This is a genomic window from uncultured Tateyamaria sp. (assembly GCF_947503045.1).
GTDB lineage: Bacteria > Pseudomonadota > Alphaproteobacteria > Rhodobacterales > Rhodobacteraceae > Tateyamaria.
This window is the reverse complement of the sequence record NZ_CANNCF010000012.1, coordinates 1-15165: the sequence shown is the minus strand read 5'-3', so window position 1 is coordinate 15165 and position 15165 is coordinate 1. Positions and strand designations below refer to the sequence as shown.

Genomic DNA, 15165 nt, shown 5'->3' with positions numbered 1-15165 from the left:
TGGTTTGCCGCGCTGGAGGCAGGGTTAAATCCGTTCTGCAATCGCGCAGAAGGCAGACGATCGAGGGGCATCCCTTGCGGGCAGGCGAATTCAGACAAAGCGATTCACGATGTTTTCGAGGCGTTCTTGCCTGCCGGAACGTGGTTCGGGGTTGATGGCATTTTCGCGAGTCAGTGCCTCGATTTCTGCCAGATTTGAAGCCATCAATATCTGGCCCAATTCACTTTCCCATCCTGAATACCGTGCGGTTCGTTGCTCTTCCAGGGCGCCGCTTTCAAACAGAGCGGCAGCGGCCTTGAACCCTGCCGCACAGGTGTCCATTCCTCCGATATGAGCAAGGATCAAGTCTTCGGGATCAATTGACTGCCGGCGCAACTTCGCGTCGAAGTTTGTGCCACCAGTCGTGAACCCACCGGCACGCAATACTTCGTAGTAGGCCAACGCAACCTCTGGCACGTTGTTGGGGAATTGATCCGTGTCCCAGCCTGACTGGTAGTCGTTGCGGTTCATGTCGATGGAACCGAATATGCCCAGCTCGCGCGCCATGGCCAGTTCGTGCTCGAAACTGTGCCCGGCAAGAATTGCGTGACCCTGTTCGATGTTGACCTGAACCTCGCCTTCCAACCCGAACTCCTTCAGAAAGCCATAGACCGTGGCGACGTCATAGTCATACTGATGTTTGGTGGGTTCTTGCGGTTTGGGTTCGATAAGGATCGCGCCTTTGAAGCCTGTCTTGTGTTTGTAGTCCACAACCATTTGCAGCATGCGACCCGCCTGTTGGCGTTCACGCCCGAGATCGGTGTTCAGAAGGGTCTCATAACCCTCGCGCCCGCCCCAAAGCACATAGTTCTCGCCGCCGAGCTTGATGGTTGCATCCATGCAAGTCTTGATCGTGGCGGCGGAAAAGGCAAACACCTCCGGATTGGGGTTTGTGGCGGCACCTGCCATGTACCGGCGGTGCGAAAACAGGTTCGCCGTGCCCCAAAGCAGTTTCACTCCGGTCTCGGCTATCTTTTCCGCGAAATAGTCTACCATTTCCTCGAGGTTCCGCGTGTTTTCGGCAAAACCCTCACCTTCAGGTCGGACGTCGGCGTCGTGAAAACAGAAGAATGGCAGGCCCAGCCGTTGAAACATGTCAAAGGCCACATCTGCCTTATGCTTGGCCAGCGCCATCGTGTCCCCGAACCAGGGGCGTTCGAAGGTCTGACCACCAAACGGATCGCCGCCGGGCCAGGCGAAGGAATGCCAGTAGGCCGCCGAAAAGCGCAGGTGATCCTTGAGTGGCTTGCCCATGATCATTTCGTTCGGATCGTAGTGGCGAAAAGCGAATTCGTTTGTGGTTTCCGGCCCCTCAAAGGTGATGGTGGGGATATCTTTGAAAAAGTCCGTCATATGTGGGTCCGTTCTTCTGGCTGGGGGCGGTTCAACGCTGTTTCAGAATGGTTTTCAGAGGCGTGTTAGGGTCCGCAAGTGCAGCGGGATCCGGGGTCACACCGGCTTGCATGAGTTTTTGGATGATCTTGATGTCGCGGCCCACGGCATTGCCGGCGGCAAAGCCCGCAGCGGCGGTAAGTGTGCCGTTGTCGTCGGTTTCGATTGTGATCAATCCACCTGACGGCAAAGGGCGCAGGATCCTCGTTCCAGCGGGTGATGGCTGTCCGACGACTTGCAGGGAATGGTCAAACTGATCTGACCAGAACCAGGGCGGCGGCGTGGGGTCAGGTGTTACACCTGCCATGACCTTTCCGGCGCGATACCCCTGGTCCCCGGCCACTTGCCAGGACTCAAACCGGGTGCGCCCCGCGCCCTCGACAGGCAGGCTGCAGCAGTCACCGGCGGCAAAGATATCTGGATCATTGGTGGCAAAACACCCGTCAACGGCAATGCCATTGTCCACTGTCAGACCAGCGTTTGCAGCGAGGACGGTGTTGGGTTCTGATCCGATCCCGATGATAAGATGTTCTGCCCGCACAGTTTGCCCCGTTGACAGGGACACAAGGTTGTTCTTGATCGCATCGACAGTGGTGCCCGTGTGAACCGTCACCCCGCGCGTCTTGTGCAGATCGAGGACCATCTGCGAGATTTCGGGTGGTACCGCACGGGCCAGGATCCGCTCCTGTGCCTCGATGACATGGACAAAGGCCTTGCGCGCTGAAAGGCTGGCGGCCAGTTCCAGCCCGATAAAGCCGCCACCAATGATCACCACGTCAGACCCGGCGCAGATGTCCTGCGCCAAATTCATGGCGTCCGCATGGCTGCGCAGGTAGCGTGCACATGCATCCGACGGCGCGTGGGGCGGCAAGTGTCGCGGGGATGCGCCGGTCGCGAGCAGGAGTTTGGCATAGGGCAGCGTGACCCCGGTGCCAAGCGTCACGTTTCGTGCGCTGCGATCTATGGCGGTGACCACGGCACCCCATTTGAGGTCGATCCGGTTCTGCGTATACCAGTCTTCGGGAAAGATCGGTTGCAGGCGCGGCATGGCCCCGTCCCATTTTGACAAGGGCGGGCGTTCATAAGGCCATTCCGGGTCGTCCCCGACCAGTGTTATCGGACCGTCATAGCCAGCCGCGCGCGCGCCATGGGCCGCGCTCACCCCGCAATATCCAGCCCCGACAATGACGATACCTGCCATCATTTCCGGCCCGGAATTGTCCGAAAATGGCCGGAGGGTGTGGGAAAGGGGTCAATTGGTTGTTGCTGTGTGGCCTTGATCGCGGCCTCGCTTTGCGCGATCTCATCCGCGTTTGTCAGCACCCGGAACCGGACGGTGTAGCATCGGCTGTCGCCATGGCCGAGCCAGATCATTTCACCCCGGTCGCGGGCGAACTGGTTGCCCAGCACATGATGCGTTGAGGGTTCAATACCGAAAGCATAACCGCCCGACTGCAGATGCTGCCATTCGTAGGTGCAGGGCAGTTCGGATTTTCTTGTCTTTACCTCAAGCCCAAGCGGCAGCGCGTCATTGACCAGTGCGATGGCGACGTCGCCTGCTGTGTCGGCCTTCATCTCGTGCTGCCAGACTTGTTCGCGGAAGGTATGGGCAGGGCCGGAGGGCCGGGCATAGCCGACGCTCTGGTCGGTGTAGGTATCGGCGTGGGCGGCCCAGACAACGTCTTCGATCGGGGCGAGATAGCGCGCGCCTTCGGCGAGAACCGGATAGCCCAGATTGATGTGATAGCACAGCATATGCGGCGTGCGGTTGAAGCCACGGTTTCGCACTTCGTCGCTGAGTTGGATGTCATTGGTGCCGACCTCGATCTCGATCCGACGGATCAGTTCGAGGTCTTCGGCAAAGACGGCCGATTGGCGCACCGTACCTTCGGCCCAGAGGAAACAACGGTCGCCTTCCCACCTTTCGCCATAACCGGTCAGGCGCGCGGGCAACATGCTGACACGCCCATGGATGCCATAGGTCGCAGTGGGGCGTCCGGGATAATTGTATTCGGGCACATCTACCGTGTGGCTTCCCAGAATGTGATCCAGTCCGCAGGTCATCAGAAGTCCAGAGAACGAGCGCATGAAGCCCAGACCATCTTCGCCTTCGGGATCATGCAGGGCGGGTGCGCGGAAGCCTGCGGCAGAGGTCCAGCCAATGGCCATGCCGTTGTAGTCGCAACTCCCAATGTCCAGGCAACGGTCCACCATCAGGGTAAAGCGCAGGCCCGTACCAGGGCGGAATTCCAGAACCCGCTGGCCAGCCTCGGCCCCATCGGCCAGCGTCACCAGCCTTACACCTGCGAATTGGGCAAGATCACCAGACAGTGCGGCGACTTCCCGACGTGTCAGTTCTTGGCCGTAGAGCCTCACGAGGCTGCATCCAGTTGAGATATGAAGCTGTCAAGCTCGCCCGGATCCATCTTCACGATGTGGCGGTCTTCTGGGTAGGCCAGACTATCCACGTCGGATTTGAATTCCTGGAAGGCCGCGATGCGTTCGTCTTGCAACCGTGCAAACTCGGCGTTGAAGTCGCGGTAGACCTTGCCGTGGCGTGGAACCTTGCCTTGGGTCTGACCCAGAATGTCATCGGCAAAAAGATATTGCGCATCGCATCCGGTTCCTGCGCCCATGGAAATCAAGAACAGCGAAGTGCGCTTGCAAATTGCTTCGGCCACTTCGACCGGCACCACTTCGATCTCGGCGCCAAAGGCCCCGGCCGCCTCGTACTTGCGCACCGCATCCATGATCTCCAACGCCGATTGCGCGGTCTTGCCCACGGCCTTGAACCCGCCGGTCCACGTGGCACGCGACGGGATCAGGCCCACATGGCCAATAACGGGGATTGCCTCATCCGCCATCTTCTTGACAGTGCCGAAACCAGCGCTGCAATAGACCGCATCGGCGCCTGCGCGGTACATCTGAAAGGACCATCGCAGGAAATCATCCGGCCCGCCGATCTCATAGAAATTGTCACCCGGCATGGAGAAGAGGCTGGGCGCGGCGTCACGGTATTCGGGGTCAAGCAACAGGTCAGGAGGGATCGAGACGATGTCGATGCCCGCCTTTTCCGCCGCTTCCGCCTCTTGCAGGGTCATCACACGGAGCATTGTAAGCTGGCGCGTGCCCCGGATGGCGCGCAGATCGGCAATTGTGGGTCTGGTACGAGGCATGCGCTTACTCACTCAGTTGCATCTGGACCCGGCCATCCACAACCCGCACCGGGTAGGTGCCCAGATGATCGCAGGCAGGCAGGCGTGCAGCCTCGCCGGTCTTGTAGTTGAATTGACCGTTGTGCTTGGGGCATTCGATGATGTGGTTCATCACCAGCCCGTCAGCCAAATGCACCTGCTCATGGGTACAAAGCCCGTCGGTGGCGAAGAATTCGCCTTCGGGCGAATGGTAGATAGCATAGCTGTGCGCACCGTGGTCGAAGCGGATGACATCCTCCTCCTCGATGTCATCGGTGGCACATACATCAATCCAGTCAGACATCGGGGCCTCTCAAATCTCGTGAAGGTCTTCGCGGTAGGGTTTCGCGGTGGGTGGCAGTTCGCGGCGCACGAAATAGTCTTCGTTTCGCAACTGCCGCAGGAAGGCCGGGACCATCTCTCGGTAACCGTCCCAGATTGAGGGGTTCGGCGCGGGCAGATCGTGTTTGATCAACTCATGCAGTTGCGGCAACGCGTGGAACGGGACCATCGGGAACATATGATGTTCCACATGGTAGTTCATGTTCCAGTAGATGAAGCGACTGACAGGGTTCATGAGCACGGTGCGGGAATTCAGCCGGTGATCGGTAACGTTGTCGGCCAGCCCGCCGTGCTGCAATAGCCCCGTCATCAGCATGTGCCAGCAACCGTACATGCGTGGCCCGCCGATCAGGATCAGAGGCAACCACGTGCCTATGGCGACCGCCACAGCAATCGTCGCGCCATAGATCAGGACATGCACGCGGGCCGCGAAAACGGCTTTGCCGTGCTCTTGCTCGGGCACGAAACTCAGCTCGTGTTCCTGAAGCACGCCGCCTGCATTCAGCAACAGCGCCTTCATCGAATACCAGACGTCGTAGACGCCAACAAAGTTCAACACGACCTTGAGCAGATCCGGCGGGCGCATCACAGCGATCTCTGCGTCGCGCCCGACAATCACTGTGTCGGTGTGGTGACGCGCATGGCTCCACCGCCATGTGACCGGGTTGCGCATCACCAGAAAACTGGCGAACTGGTAGACGGCGTTGTTCATCCACGCCGACTTGAATGCTGTGCCATGGCCGCATTCGTGCCAGCGCGCGTCACAGGCTGATCCATATAGCACGCCGTAAATCAGCACGAAGGGCAACACCCACCACGATCCCCAAAGCGCGATGACACCTGCACCTGAAGCAGCCAACAGGCCAAGCCAGATCAGCGTGTCCCTGATGGCGGGACCATCGCTACGCTTCATCAAAGCCTTGATTGCCTTGCGATCCACGTCAGTGTGATACCAGTCAGCCGAGGCAAGGCCGCGAGCAAAGGCCAGCTGAGCATTCTCATCCGAGAGTCGATAGTCGCGTGGCGGAGTGTTGGTTGTCACAGTGGTCACAGTCGGCTCCTGCGCTGATTGGGTGGAATGGCCCGGACCCGAAAAGGTCCGGGCGGGTGGTGTCAAAGGCCGTTCTCAGACAGCTTCTGATCCAGAAACGTCTTGGCGCGCGGCACGTCGCTTTCGTCCAGATGTTCGATGATCATCGAAATGTTGGGATGCTTCTTGGCCAGCCGCTGCAGGTAGAGGTCGTAATTCAGCACACCCAGGCCGGGTGCGGGCAATTCGATGGCCCCGACTCCACGGAAGGTATGGCTTTCGGCCGCATCGTCATCGCCAATATCAGCATGCTTTTCCGCACCATCGTCTTCGGTGCGGGCGACGTCCTTGGCATGGGCGAGGTAGATCTTGTCCGACAGCGCATCAAAGACGTGGTTCAGTGTCTCGTCCATCTTGTCGATGTTGTGGTCCTCGAAATAGTTCGTGGGATCCATGATCAAACCCAGACCGGGATGATCCACTTCCGCAAACATCCGCAGGGTTTCCTCGACCGAGCCGACGACGTTGTTCACATAGGTCTCCAAAAGGAAGACCGCGCCGTGGTCATAGGCATACTGCGCCAGTTCCGCGATGACCGTTCTGCATTCGTCCCAGCCTTCTTCGGTCTTGTTTTTTGGGTGGTGGACCCAGTCACTTTCCTTATCGAAAGTACCGGTTTCTGAGCAGACGTAAGGAGAGCCAAGATATTGCGCGTGGCGCAGGATTTCCTTGAAGCGGTTCAGCAGGACCTTCCGTTTGTCGAGGTCCGGATTGATGATGTTGGTGTAGCAAGAAATGGCCGAGACCGGCAGGTGGTGACGCCGAAACATCTCGCGCACCTGAATGCACTTGTCTTTGGTGATCTGACCGTCGGAGACGTCCAAATCCTTGAAATGCATGTCGAGTTGCACACAATTGAAGTTGTGCGACCGGATCACCTTGGCGGTTTCTTCCAGCGTGTAGGGGAAATACCCCGAGAATATCCCTGTTTGCATCATTGGTCCGTTCCTCCCGTTCGATGTTCAGTGTTTGATATCGTTCATGTGCACGGTTTTCCCGTGTTCGATGGATTGATAGGCCGCCTCGACAAGCGCCATGGTGCGCACGTTGTCGGCCACGTTCAGCGCAGGCTCAGTCCCGCTGTCGAGTGCGTATTGCAGCTGCTCCATCACGCCGATAAAGGCATGCGGGAACCACATGGTGTCCCATTCCGGCGTAACCCATTTGCCGCCCGAGTGGCTCGTGCTGGCATAGCTGAGGGTCGAGGGCGCGCCCGTGGGCCAGCCGATGCTGCCCTTGGCGACGCCCTTGGTGCCTTCGACGCGCCAAGTGATGACCTGATCGTCCTCGAACCCCTCTTCACGCGGTCCGGCCCAGACGTCTTCGAGCGACAGTGCCATTACACCGGAAGCAAAGCGTAGCGTGGTGGCGACGATCCCATCCTTATGGGCAAAAGCGGTGCGCGGGTCTTGGCGGGTAACAGAGGTGACTTCGGCCACATCGCCGAAAAGGAACCGGAGGGCATCAAGGTGATGCACGCTCATGTTTGCCAGCGTCAAACGGTCGTAGTCTTCCAGAAATCCTTGCCAATGTGGGATCGCATTCATGTTGATCTGGGCAAATACAGGCTCCCCCAGCGCGCCCTGATCCAGCAATTGTTTGAGCACCTGCATGGATTGATCGAACCGCATGTTCTGGTTGACCGACAGGATCTTGCCCGCTGCTGCGGCTTCGTCACGCAGCGCAACGGCCTCCTCCAATGTCAGCGCAAGCGGCTTTTGCGCCAGGATCGCCTTGACGTTCGGGGCGGCGAGTGCTGCCCGGATCAATGCAGGTTGTTGATCAGGAGGATAGGCGATGTCGACAATTTCGACATCTGGATCAGCGATCAGCGCCTCTGGCGTGTCATGCACGACAGGGATGGACCAGCGTTTGGCCACGTCTTCAGCCCGCGATTTTGTGCGAGATGCGATCGCGACAACGTCAAACCCGGCTTCTGCGTAGGCGGCAAGGTGGCATTCCGCCATGATCATGCCTGCACCGATGCAGCCGATCTTGAACTTTTTCACCCGAATGTCCGGGTCTGGTCTGAGGTCCAGCTTTGTCATCTCACTTGCCTTTCTTCATGCTGCGCTCAGCGCTTTGCCTTGTGCATCGAAACAGTGCAGCGCCCCGGGATCCACGCTTAACTCTACCGGTGCGCCGATGCTGTGCTCCGGCTGACCGCGCAATGCGGCTTTCCAAGCCACACCAGCGGCCTCAATCGACAGGATCGTCGTGGCACCCAGCGGTTCGATTCCGGTCACCCGGCCTGGCCCGTCCTTGCACGCCACGGTGAGGTGTTCAGGTCGGATACCGACAACGCTGGTGCTTTGGTTGATGTCCGGCGTTTTCGCCAGCGCGCCAATGACCTCTGCCGCACTGGCCATGTTCATCGCAGGGGACCCCAGCATAGAGGCCACATAGGTGCTGTTGGGTGCATCATAGAGGTCATGTGGCGCACCGATCTGGCACACGCGGCCTTCCTCCAAAATCAGCATCTGGTCAGAGACTGACATCGCCTCTTCCTGATCGTGGGTCACATAAATCAGCGTCTTGGCCATGTCCTGCTGCATCCGGCGCAGCTCGACCCGCGTTTCCTCGCGCAGCCGCGCATCGAGCGCCGAGATCGGATCGTCCATCAAATAGGCGACCGGATCACGCACCAACGCGCGGGCAATTGCAACGCGCTGCCGTTCCCCGCCGGACAATTGGGAAGGCGGCTTGTGCAGGATGTGGGCCATGTGAAGCTTGTCAGTGACCTCAGCCACGCGGGCCTTGATCGTCGCCTCGTCGATGTTGCGTTCCACCAGCGGAAAACGCACGTTTTCCAGCGCTGTCATATGCGGAAAGAGAGCGAGGTTCTGAAACACCATTGCCACGTTTCGGTCCGGCGAGCTGACGTCGCGCATGGGACGTCCGTCAAAGAAAATCTCGCCGCTGTCGGGTGTTTCAAGCCCCAGAATGAGTTTCAGGATCGTGGATTTGCCAGAGAGTGGCGGCCCGAAGAAACAAAAGAATGCATTGTCGGGCACGTCAAAGCTGACCTGATCCACCGCCAGCACACCGCCATAGGACTTGGACACATTTTCAAATTGGATGGAGGTCACTAATTCGGTCTCCCCACAAGCGCCTGACCCGTGACGGGGTCAAGGAGGCGAATGGCGTCATCTGGCACCGCGAAGGTCCAGTCTTTGCGCGCTTTTGGGGTTTCAACTTCCGACAAAAGAACAGCCTTGGCCGACGCCGCGCCCTGCTCCATGTGCACGATTGTGCGTGCCCCGATCCGTTCGACAAATCCCACATGCATTGTCAGTCCCGCCTTGGCCGCGTTGATCTGTTCAGGGCGGAACCCGACCAGGACATCGGGTGTTGTCAGCCGCGCTGCGGCGGCCTGCAAAGCAGGCGGCAGGGCGACCGAACCCAATCCCGGAAGGTCGACGGCGACGGTGTCTGCCTGCTGGGTGAGCCTGCCATTGAGGATGTTCATGCCCGGTGCGCCAATAAACCGGGCGACGAAGGTATCCGCCGGGTTGTTGTAAATCTCCAGCGGAGTACCGACCTGCAGGAGCTTGCCGTGATCCATCACCGCAATCCGGTCGGCCATTGTCATGGCCTCCAACTGGTCATGGGTCACATAGACCATTGTTTGTCCGAACTGTCCTTGCAGGCTCTTCAACTCAGACCGCATGACCGCGCGAAAAGCCGCGTCCACATTGGACAGCGGTTCATCGAGCAAGAAGATCGCAGGCTCCAGTATGGCGGAACGGCCGATGGCGAGACGTTGCAGGATGTTGACCGACAGACCTGCGGCGGGGCGGTCCAGCATGGGCTCCAGTTGCAGCAGTTCCGCAAAGGCCTGCACGCGTTTGGTCATTTCGCCCGCCCGTACACCCTGCGCCCGAAGACCATAGGCGAGGTTTTCGCGCACCGACATATGGGTGAAGATCGCGTAGTTCTGAAAAACGAAACCCACACCGCGCTTCGCCATGGGCACATCCACCACGTCCAGCCCGTTGAACTTGATGGTGCCTGAGGAAGGCCTTAGCATGCCCGCAATCATGTTCATCGTCGTGGATTTGCCGCAGCCTGAGGGGCCCAGCAGCGCCATGAACTCTCCGTTGGCGATGGTCAGGTTCATATCTGCCAACGCGGTGAAATCGCCAAAGCTCTTGCCAAGGTTTTCCAGTGCTATCTCGCTCATCCGTCTTGTCCCCGCTGCATGCGTTTGATGGCAAAGACCGAGACCACCGACAGCACGATCAGAATGGCCAGTGCAATCGCTGCGACATAGCTCCAGATCAGTTCCTGTTGTGTGACTTTGTAGATATAGACTGAAATGGTCTCCGTCGCGACGCCGGGGCCGCCGCCGGTCATGATGAAGAGCGTATCGAAAATCTTGAAGATCTCGATCACCCGAATAGCCAAGGCGATGATGATGATCGACTTCATCCGGGGCAGCACGATGGTGAAGAACCGCCGCCACCATGATGCACCCAGCAGGATTGCCGCCATTTGCTGATCCTGTGGAACGCTGATCATCCCCGCCAGAAGGATCAGGAACATCAACGGTGTCCATTGCCAGATGTCGGCCACCATGACCGCGATCAGGGCAAGGTCGGGATCCGACAGCCATGCGATGCGCACAGGCTCGCTGGTGAAGAAAGACAGCAGGTCATTGACCGGTCCCCCTGACTGGAACAGCATAAAGAACATGTAGCCGGCAACCGCTGGCACCACCATCATGGGAACCAAAAGGGTGGAATAGAGCACCCGCTTGCCGCGAAAGTCGTCCACAAACAGCACCGCGAGGCCAAGACCCAACAGGAACTGAACCGGCACACAGACCAGCATCACAAACAATGTGCGCCACAATGCGCCCCAGAACCGACTGTCCGCCATCAGGTCGGTGTAGTTGAGCAACCCGATCCAAAGCTCATACGCCCGCCACCATGGGATGCCATCCAACGGTGACCAGTCAGTGAGGGAAATGTAGACCTGCATCAAAATGGGAAACAGTGCGATGAACAGGACCAGCAACTGCGCAGGCAGCGTCAGCCACAGTCCGAGACGCGCGGCAGAGTTTGCTTGCGTTTCGGCTTTCTTAGTAGCTGGCATCAGTGTTGTGACCTCGGTCATTCTTTCAACGCTCCGAATGTCAGGCCACGAACAAGGTGCTTTTGGATGGCGATGCCCATGATGATGGGCGGCACGGCAGCAATCACCCCCAAGGCGGCCTTGGCACCATAAAGCTGGCCTGTCATCGAGGATGAGAGCGACGCCATATAGACAGGGATGGTTGCCCAGTCGCGTGTCGTCAGCAGCAGTGCGATCAGGTAGTCCGACCAATTGAGGATAAAGACAAAGAGCGCGGAGGATGCCAGCGCGGGGCGCATCATTGGCAGCGTGATCCGCAGGAACACGCGCCAGCGCGTGCAGCCTTCGACCAGGGCCGCATCTTCGATCTCGCGCGGCATGTCGTCAAAGAAGGTTTTCATCAGCCAGAAGGCAAACGGCAGTGTCACGATGCCATAGATCAGTGACAGCCCGAACCAATTGTCGATCAGCCCCAAGAACGACCACATGATCATGACCGGGATCATCACGGCCATCGGTGGAAACAGGCGCAACTGAATCAGTGCTAAAGGCAGGTTGCCGCCCTGACCAAAGCGTGAAAGCCCGTAAGCCGCAGCTGTTCCAGCCGTCATGGCGATCAGCGTGCCAACGCTCGCTGTCAGCAAAGAGGCGAAGATCGGCCGCCCTGCCGTGCGTTCCAACGCCACGATCAACTCGGTCGAGGATTGGCCAAAGATAAAGCGGAAGTTGTCGAGTGTCGGATTGCGCGGCCACCACGTCAGATCAGCGCCCGCCGCCGACCATTCGGCAATCGGTTTGAACGCCATCGAGATCATCCAAAGCGTCGGCACAAGCGAAATCGCGACGATGCCGAGTATCACGGCGTATCTGAAAGCCTCGAAGGCGATCGAGCGTTGCATCTGTTTTCCGTTGTCACAGGAGGAGAAGGGAAGAGGCAGGTGGGAGGCCCTGCCTCTTCGTTCAAATTGCGGTGTCAGACAGGATCAACCAGATCCGGCCAGGCCGCCTTGTTGGCGCGGACAGCTTCGACCAGCTTGTCCTCGCCGACCCGTCGCGCGATGCGCTTCCACTGCCGTTCGGTATTGGCCATCGCATCCTCGGCGGACATTGATCCGGTCAAGGCTGCCACCAGGTTTTCATCCAGCGCGTTGTGGAAGGCCGTTGCCCCCGGATAGTTGATGGTCGGCACGGTCCGGCGCACGGATTCCCGCACGATGTCCATGTGGTAGTCGTGATAAGTCTGCCGCACCAAGGGATCCGAGAAGTTGGCAAGCTGGAACGGGTCAAAGAACCCGCCCGGATTGGCGGTCATCCACGAATAGATGCGCGACGAGCCCAGCCATTGCAGGAACAGATAGCACAGCTCGGGATGTTCCGACTGGGTCGAGACAGAAGCTGAAAGGTTGAACCACAGCACCGTCCGGCTGACACGCCCATCCGCGTGGTCCCGGCCAGGCGGCAGGTGCGAGCCGATCTTGCCCGTCACGCTGGACCCGTCATTGCCCGGATTATCCAGGAATTTCGGCAAGTTGGAAAACGCACAGGTCATCGCTGCGCCGCCGGTGGCAAAATTGCCGTACTGCTCGGGCCAACCCCAGGAGATCGCGTCCGCCGAATGGTGCGATAGCGATGCGACATATTCCATTGTCGCCTGAATACCCTGTTCGGAGTTGATCAACGCAGTGCCGTCATCGGCAAAGAGAAACTGGTTGGGCGACGCCATGGTCACATACCGCTGATACCAGTTGGTATAGCCCCACCCCTGATTGCGCAGGTCCGTACAACCGATCAACCCCTCGTCAGGACGGTGGAAGAACGCAGCGATTTCGTCATGTTCTTTCCAGGTCTTTGGCGGCGCAAGCTGGTAGCCGTACTTGTCGGCGAATGCAGCTTGCTCTGCCGGATCACCGAACAGGTCCGTCCTGTGGTTCCACGTTTGGAAATCTCCGTCCAGACAAACTCCGTAGACCGATCCGCGATAGCCATTCAGCAGGCTGACCCCTTGTTCACCGCCCACGTAGCCGCGCTCCGGTGCGTCCCATTCCGGTTTGTGCGTCTCGACATATTCGTCGAGATTGACGATCCCACCGGACTCGGCAAGGTCGCCCAACCGATTCCATTCAACCGCATAGATGTCAAAACCACCCCCCTTGGTGGAGATGTCCTGCATAACCTTGGTGAATTCCTGACCGTTCGGGACACCCACGATATCCAGTGTGATGCCGGTTTCCTGCTCCCACAGTTCCTTGATCGATGGGGCGCCTTCGGGAAACGGCTGGGTGATCTGACCAATCGAGCCGTCGGAGAGGCCCAGAACGATCCGATCCGGCGTTGATCCCGCGTCCTTCATCGCGCGCACGGCTTCGATGGCGCGGCCTTCGGGCGTATCAGGGGCATATTGATAGCGTTCCGCGCCGTCGAACCCGGTTGGTCCGCCAATCATCCCTACAGCAAGGCCAGAGGCGGCGCGCGCACGATCCGGACGCAGATAAAGTGGTGTTGCGACTGCCAAGGCAGCGGCACCCGTTGATGACGTCAAAAACGACCGTCGTGACAATTTGGATTGATCTGGCATTTTCCCTCCCACGGGATCTGAGTGTCCCTGGTGGAGCAGGTTTGATTGGAAATGGTCTTATCGCAAACATCATTGCCCATCATTTTCTGCCATTCTCCTTCTATTCGAACAAATTCGCCCAAAAAGTGCAGAAAAAACCTTCCAAAACTCAGAAATGATGGTTCTTGATGGTGTGAATTAGCCACGTGAGGACCCCCAATGAAAGTCACCCTTGCCGAAATTGCATCGGAGGCCGGTGTTTCCGTCACCACTGTGGACCGGGTCCTGAACGACAGAGAGGGCGTCCGCCTGCGCACGCGTGACATCGTGTTGGAAATCGCGCGGCGGCGCGGGTGGTTTGGACCCATCGAAGAAGAAACGGCCATCCGAATGGATTTCGTACTACCGGCTGGCAGCAACACGTTCATGGGGTTGTTGCACCAATACCTTCTGGAAGAGGCGCGAAACTATGGCGGGATACAGGCCATGGTTCATGTCGTGGATGGGCTTGAGCCTGACCACATGGCCCTGCGCCTGAACTCTTTGGTCGACAAAACGGATGCGGTTGGATTGGTCACTCTGGATCACCCCTCAGTGCGTGCGGCAATCGAAACGCTATCTGACAATGGCGTTCCGGTGGCTTCGCTGGTGTCAGATCTGCCGTCATTGCAAAAGGCGGGGTACATCGGCATCGACAACCGTTCTGCTGGTCGGCTTGCTGGTTTGCTGATGGGGCGGTTTTTGCACCCGGACAAAACGCATGACGTGGTGATCGTGATCGGCTCGCTGAGTTATCGCGGTCACGAGGAACGCGAGATGGGCTTCAAGTCCATCCTCGCTCAAGATTTTCGCAACCTGAAGATTTCTGAGATCGTCGAAGTCAGCGATGATCGTGACCGCGCCTACACCGAGATGCGCCGCATTCTTTCTAAATCGCCGCCCTCTGCCATTTACAGCGTGGGGTCAGGCAACCAGGGCATCGGGCAGGCCCTGAGCGAAGCAGGCATTCACCGCGAAACGGTGTTTATCGCCCATGACTTGACGGGCGCAACGAAACGGATGCTTCTGGATGGGACTTTGGATGCCGTGATCGACCAGAACCCCCGGGTCGAAGCACGTGAAGTTGTCAAACTGCTCGCTTCTTCGGTGCGTGGCGCAACCGAGCCTCAATATCTGCCACGCCTGCAAGTGGTGTTTGCTGAGAATATTCCGGAATTGTGAACCACTAGCTACCTAAGACGGAGACGAGTCCAAAGTCTGAATGAGTTGGAAAACAGTCCATCGCATGGCAAGTTAGCATGCACAGCAAACCAGCCGTTCATTAGCCCATACCAAATGACTGTAAAGTCTGCATTCCGGAATTCGATTGCAGCCCAAACCGAGCACGTGCAGCGAATGGCGTGTGTGGATGGCTCCTGCATAGCAAGTCCTTTTTGATCTAATTTGTGCACTTGTCAGAAGCAGTCATGTGTCCGGCC

14 protein-coding genes are annotated in these 15165 nt (G+C 58.4%); 1 reads left to right on the top strand and 13 read right to left on the bottom strand.

The features are described from left to right. Positions 1-90: 90 nt before the first annotated feature. The 13 genes from xylA to Q1A89_RS22635 form a co-directional block, all read right to left on the bottom strand. Positions 91-1392: a xylose isomerase gene (gene xylA / locus Q1A89_RS22695; RefSeq protein WP_299733906.1), complete on the bottom strand. Its 1302-nt coding sequence runs from the start codon at positions 1390-1392 to the stop codon at positions 91-93. Positions 1393-1423: 31 nt separating this feature from the next. Then, positions 1424-2635 (bottom strand): FAD-dependent oxidoreductase, encoded by a 1212-nt coding sequence (locus tag Q1A89_RS22690; RefSeq protein WP_299733904.1) that lies wholly within the window; start codon positions 2633-2635, stop codon positions 1424-1426. Continuing rightward, positions 2632-3807, bottom strand: coding sequence for an aldose 1-epimerase family protein (locus Q1A89_RS22685; protein ID WP_299733902.1), 1176 nt, complete (start codon positions 3805-3807; stop codon positions 2632-2634). The genes Q1A89_RS22690 and Q1A89_RS22685 overlap by 4 nt, the downstream gene beginning before the upstream one ends. Beyond that, a complete protein-coding gene (locus Q1A89_RS22680; protein WP_299733900.1) occupies positions 3804-4607 on the bottom strand; it encodes a 3-methyl-2-oxobutanoate hydroxymethyltransferase in 804 nt (267 codons plus the stop codon). Before Q1A89_RS22680 ends, Q1A89_RS22685 begins: the two co-directional genes overlap by 4 nt. Before the next feature lie 4 nt (positions 4608-4611). Next, positions 4612-4929 (bottom strand): MocE family 2Fe-2S type ferredoxin, encoded by a 318-nt coding sequence (locus tag Q1A89_RS22675; protein WP_299733898.1) that lies wholly within the window; start codon positions 4927-4929, stop codon positions 4612-4614. Positions 4930-4938: 9 nt separating this feature from the next. Continuing rightward, entirely contained in the window at positions 4939-6018 is a 1080-nt protein-coding gene (locus Q1A89_RS22670; protein WP_299733896.1) for a fatty acid desaturase family protein, read from the bottom strand. A gap of 62 nt (positions 6019-6080) precedes the next feature. Further along, positions 6081-6995 (bottom strand): sugar phosphate isomerase/epimerase, encoded by a 915-nt coding sequence (locus Q1A89_RS22665; RefSeq protein WP_299733894.1) that lies wholly within the window; start codon positions 6993-6995, stop codon positions 6081-6083. 24 nt (positions 6996-7019) lie between these two features. Continuing rightward, on the bottom strand, positions 7020-8105 hold the full coding sequence (locus Q1A89_RS22660; RefSeq protein ID WP_299733893.1) for a Gfo/Idh/MocA family oxidoreductase: 1086 nt from the start codon (positions 8103-8105) through the stop codon (positions 7020-7022). Between the two features lie 15 nt (positions 8106-8120). Then, on the bottom strand, positions 8121-9146 hold the full coding sequence (locus tag Q1A89_RS22655) for an ABC transporter ATP-binding protein (protein ID WP_299733891.1): 1026 nt from the start codon (positions 9144-9146) through the stop codon (positions 8121-8123). Further along, positions 9146-10240 (bottom strand): ABC transporter ATP-binding protein, encoded by a 1095-nt coding sequence (locus Q1A89_RS22650; RefSeq protein WP_299733889.1) that lies wholly within the window; start codon positions 10238-10240, stop codon positions 9146-9148. Before Q1A89_RS22650 ends, Q1A89_RS22655 begins: the two co-directional genes overlap by 1 nt. After that, positions 10237-11175: a sugar ABC transporter permease gene (locus Q1A89_RS22645; RefSeq protein WP_299733887.1), complete on the bottom strand. Its 939-nt coding sequence runs from the start codon at positions 11173-11175 to the stop codon at positions 10237-10239. The genes Q1A89_RS22650 and Q1A89_RS22645 overlap by 4 nt, the downstream gene beginning before the upstream one ends. After that, positions 11172-12032: a carbohydrate ABC transporter permease gene (locus Q1A89_RS22640; RefSeq protein WP_299733884.1), complete on the bottom strand. Its 861-nt coding sequence runs from the start codon at positions 12030-12032 to the stop codon at positions 11172-11174. Before Q1A89_RS22640 ends, Q1A89_RS22645 begins: the two co-directional genes overlap by 4 nt. A gap of 74 nt (positions 12033-12106) precedes the next feature. Further along, the gene (locus Q1A89_RS22635) at positions 12107-13645 is read right to left on the bottom strand and encodes an extracellular solute-binding protein (RefSeq protein ID WP_299733882.1); all 1539 of its coding nucleotides are present in this window, start codon (positions 13643-13645) and stop codon (positions 12107-12109) included. Positions 13646-13906: 261 nt separating this feature from the next. On the opposite strand from Q1A89_RS22635, the gene Q1A89_RS22630 reads away from it, so the two are divergent. Continuing rightward, entirely contained in the window at positions 13907-14908 is a 1002-nt protein-coding gene (locus Q1A89_RS22630) for a LacI family DNA-binding transcriptional regulator (protein ID WP_299733880.1), read from the top strand. Positions 14909-15165 lie beyond the last annotated feature (257 nt).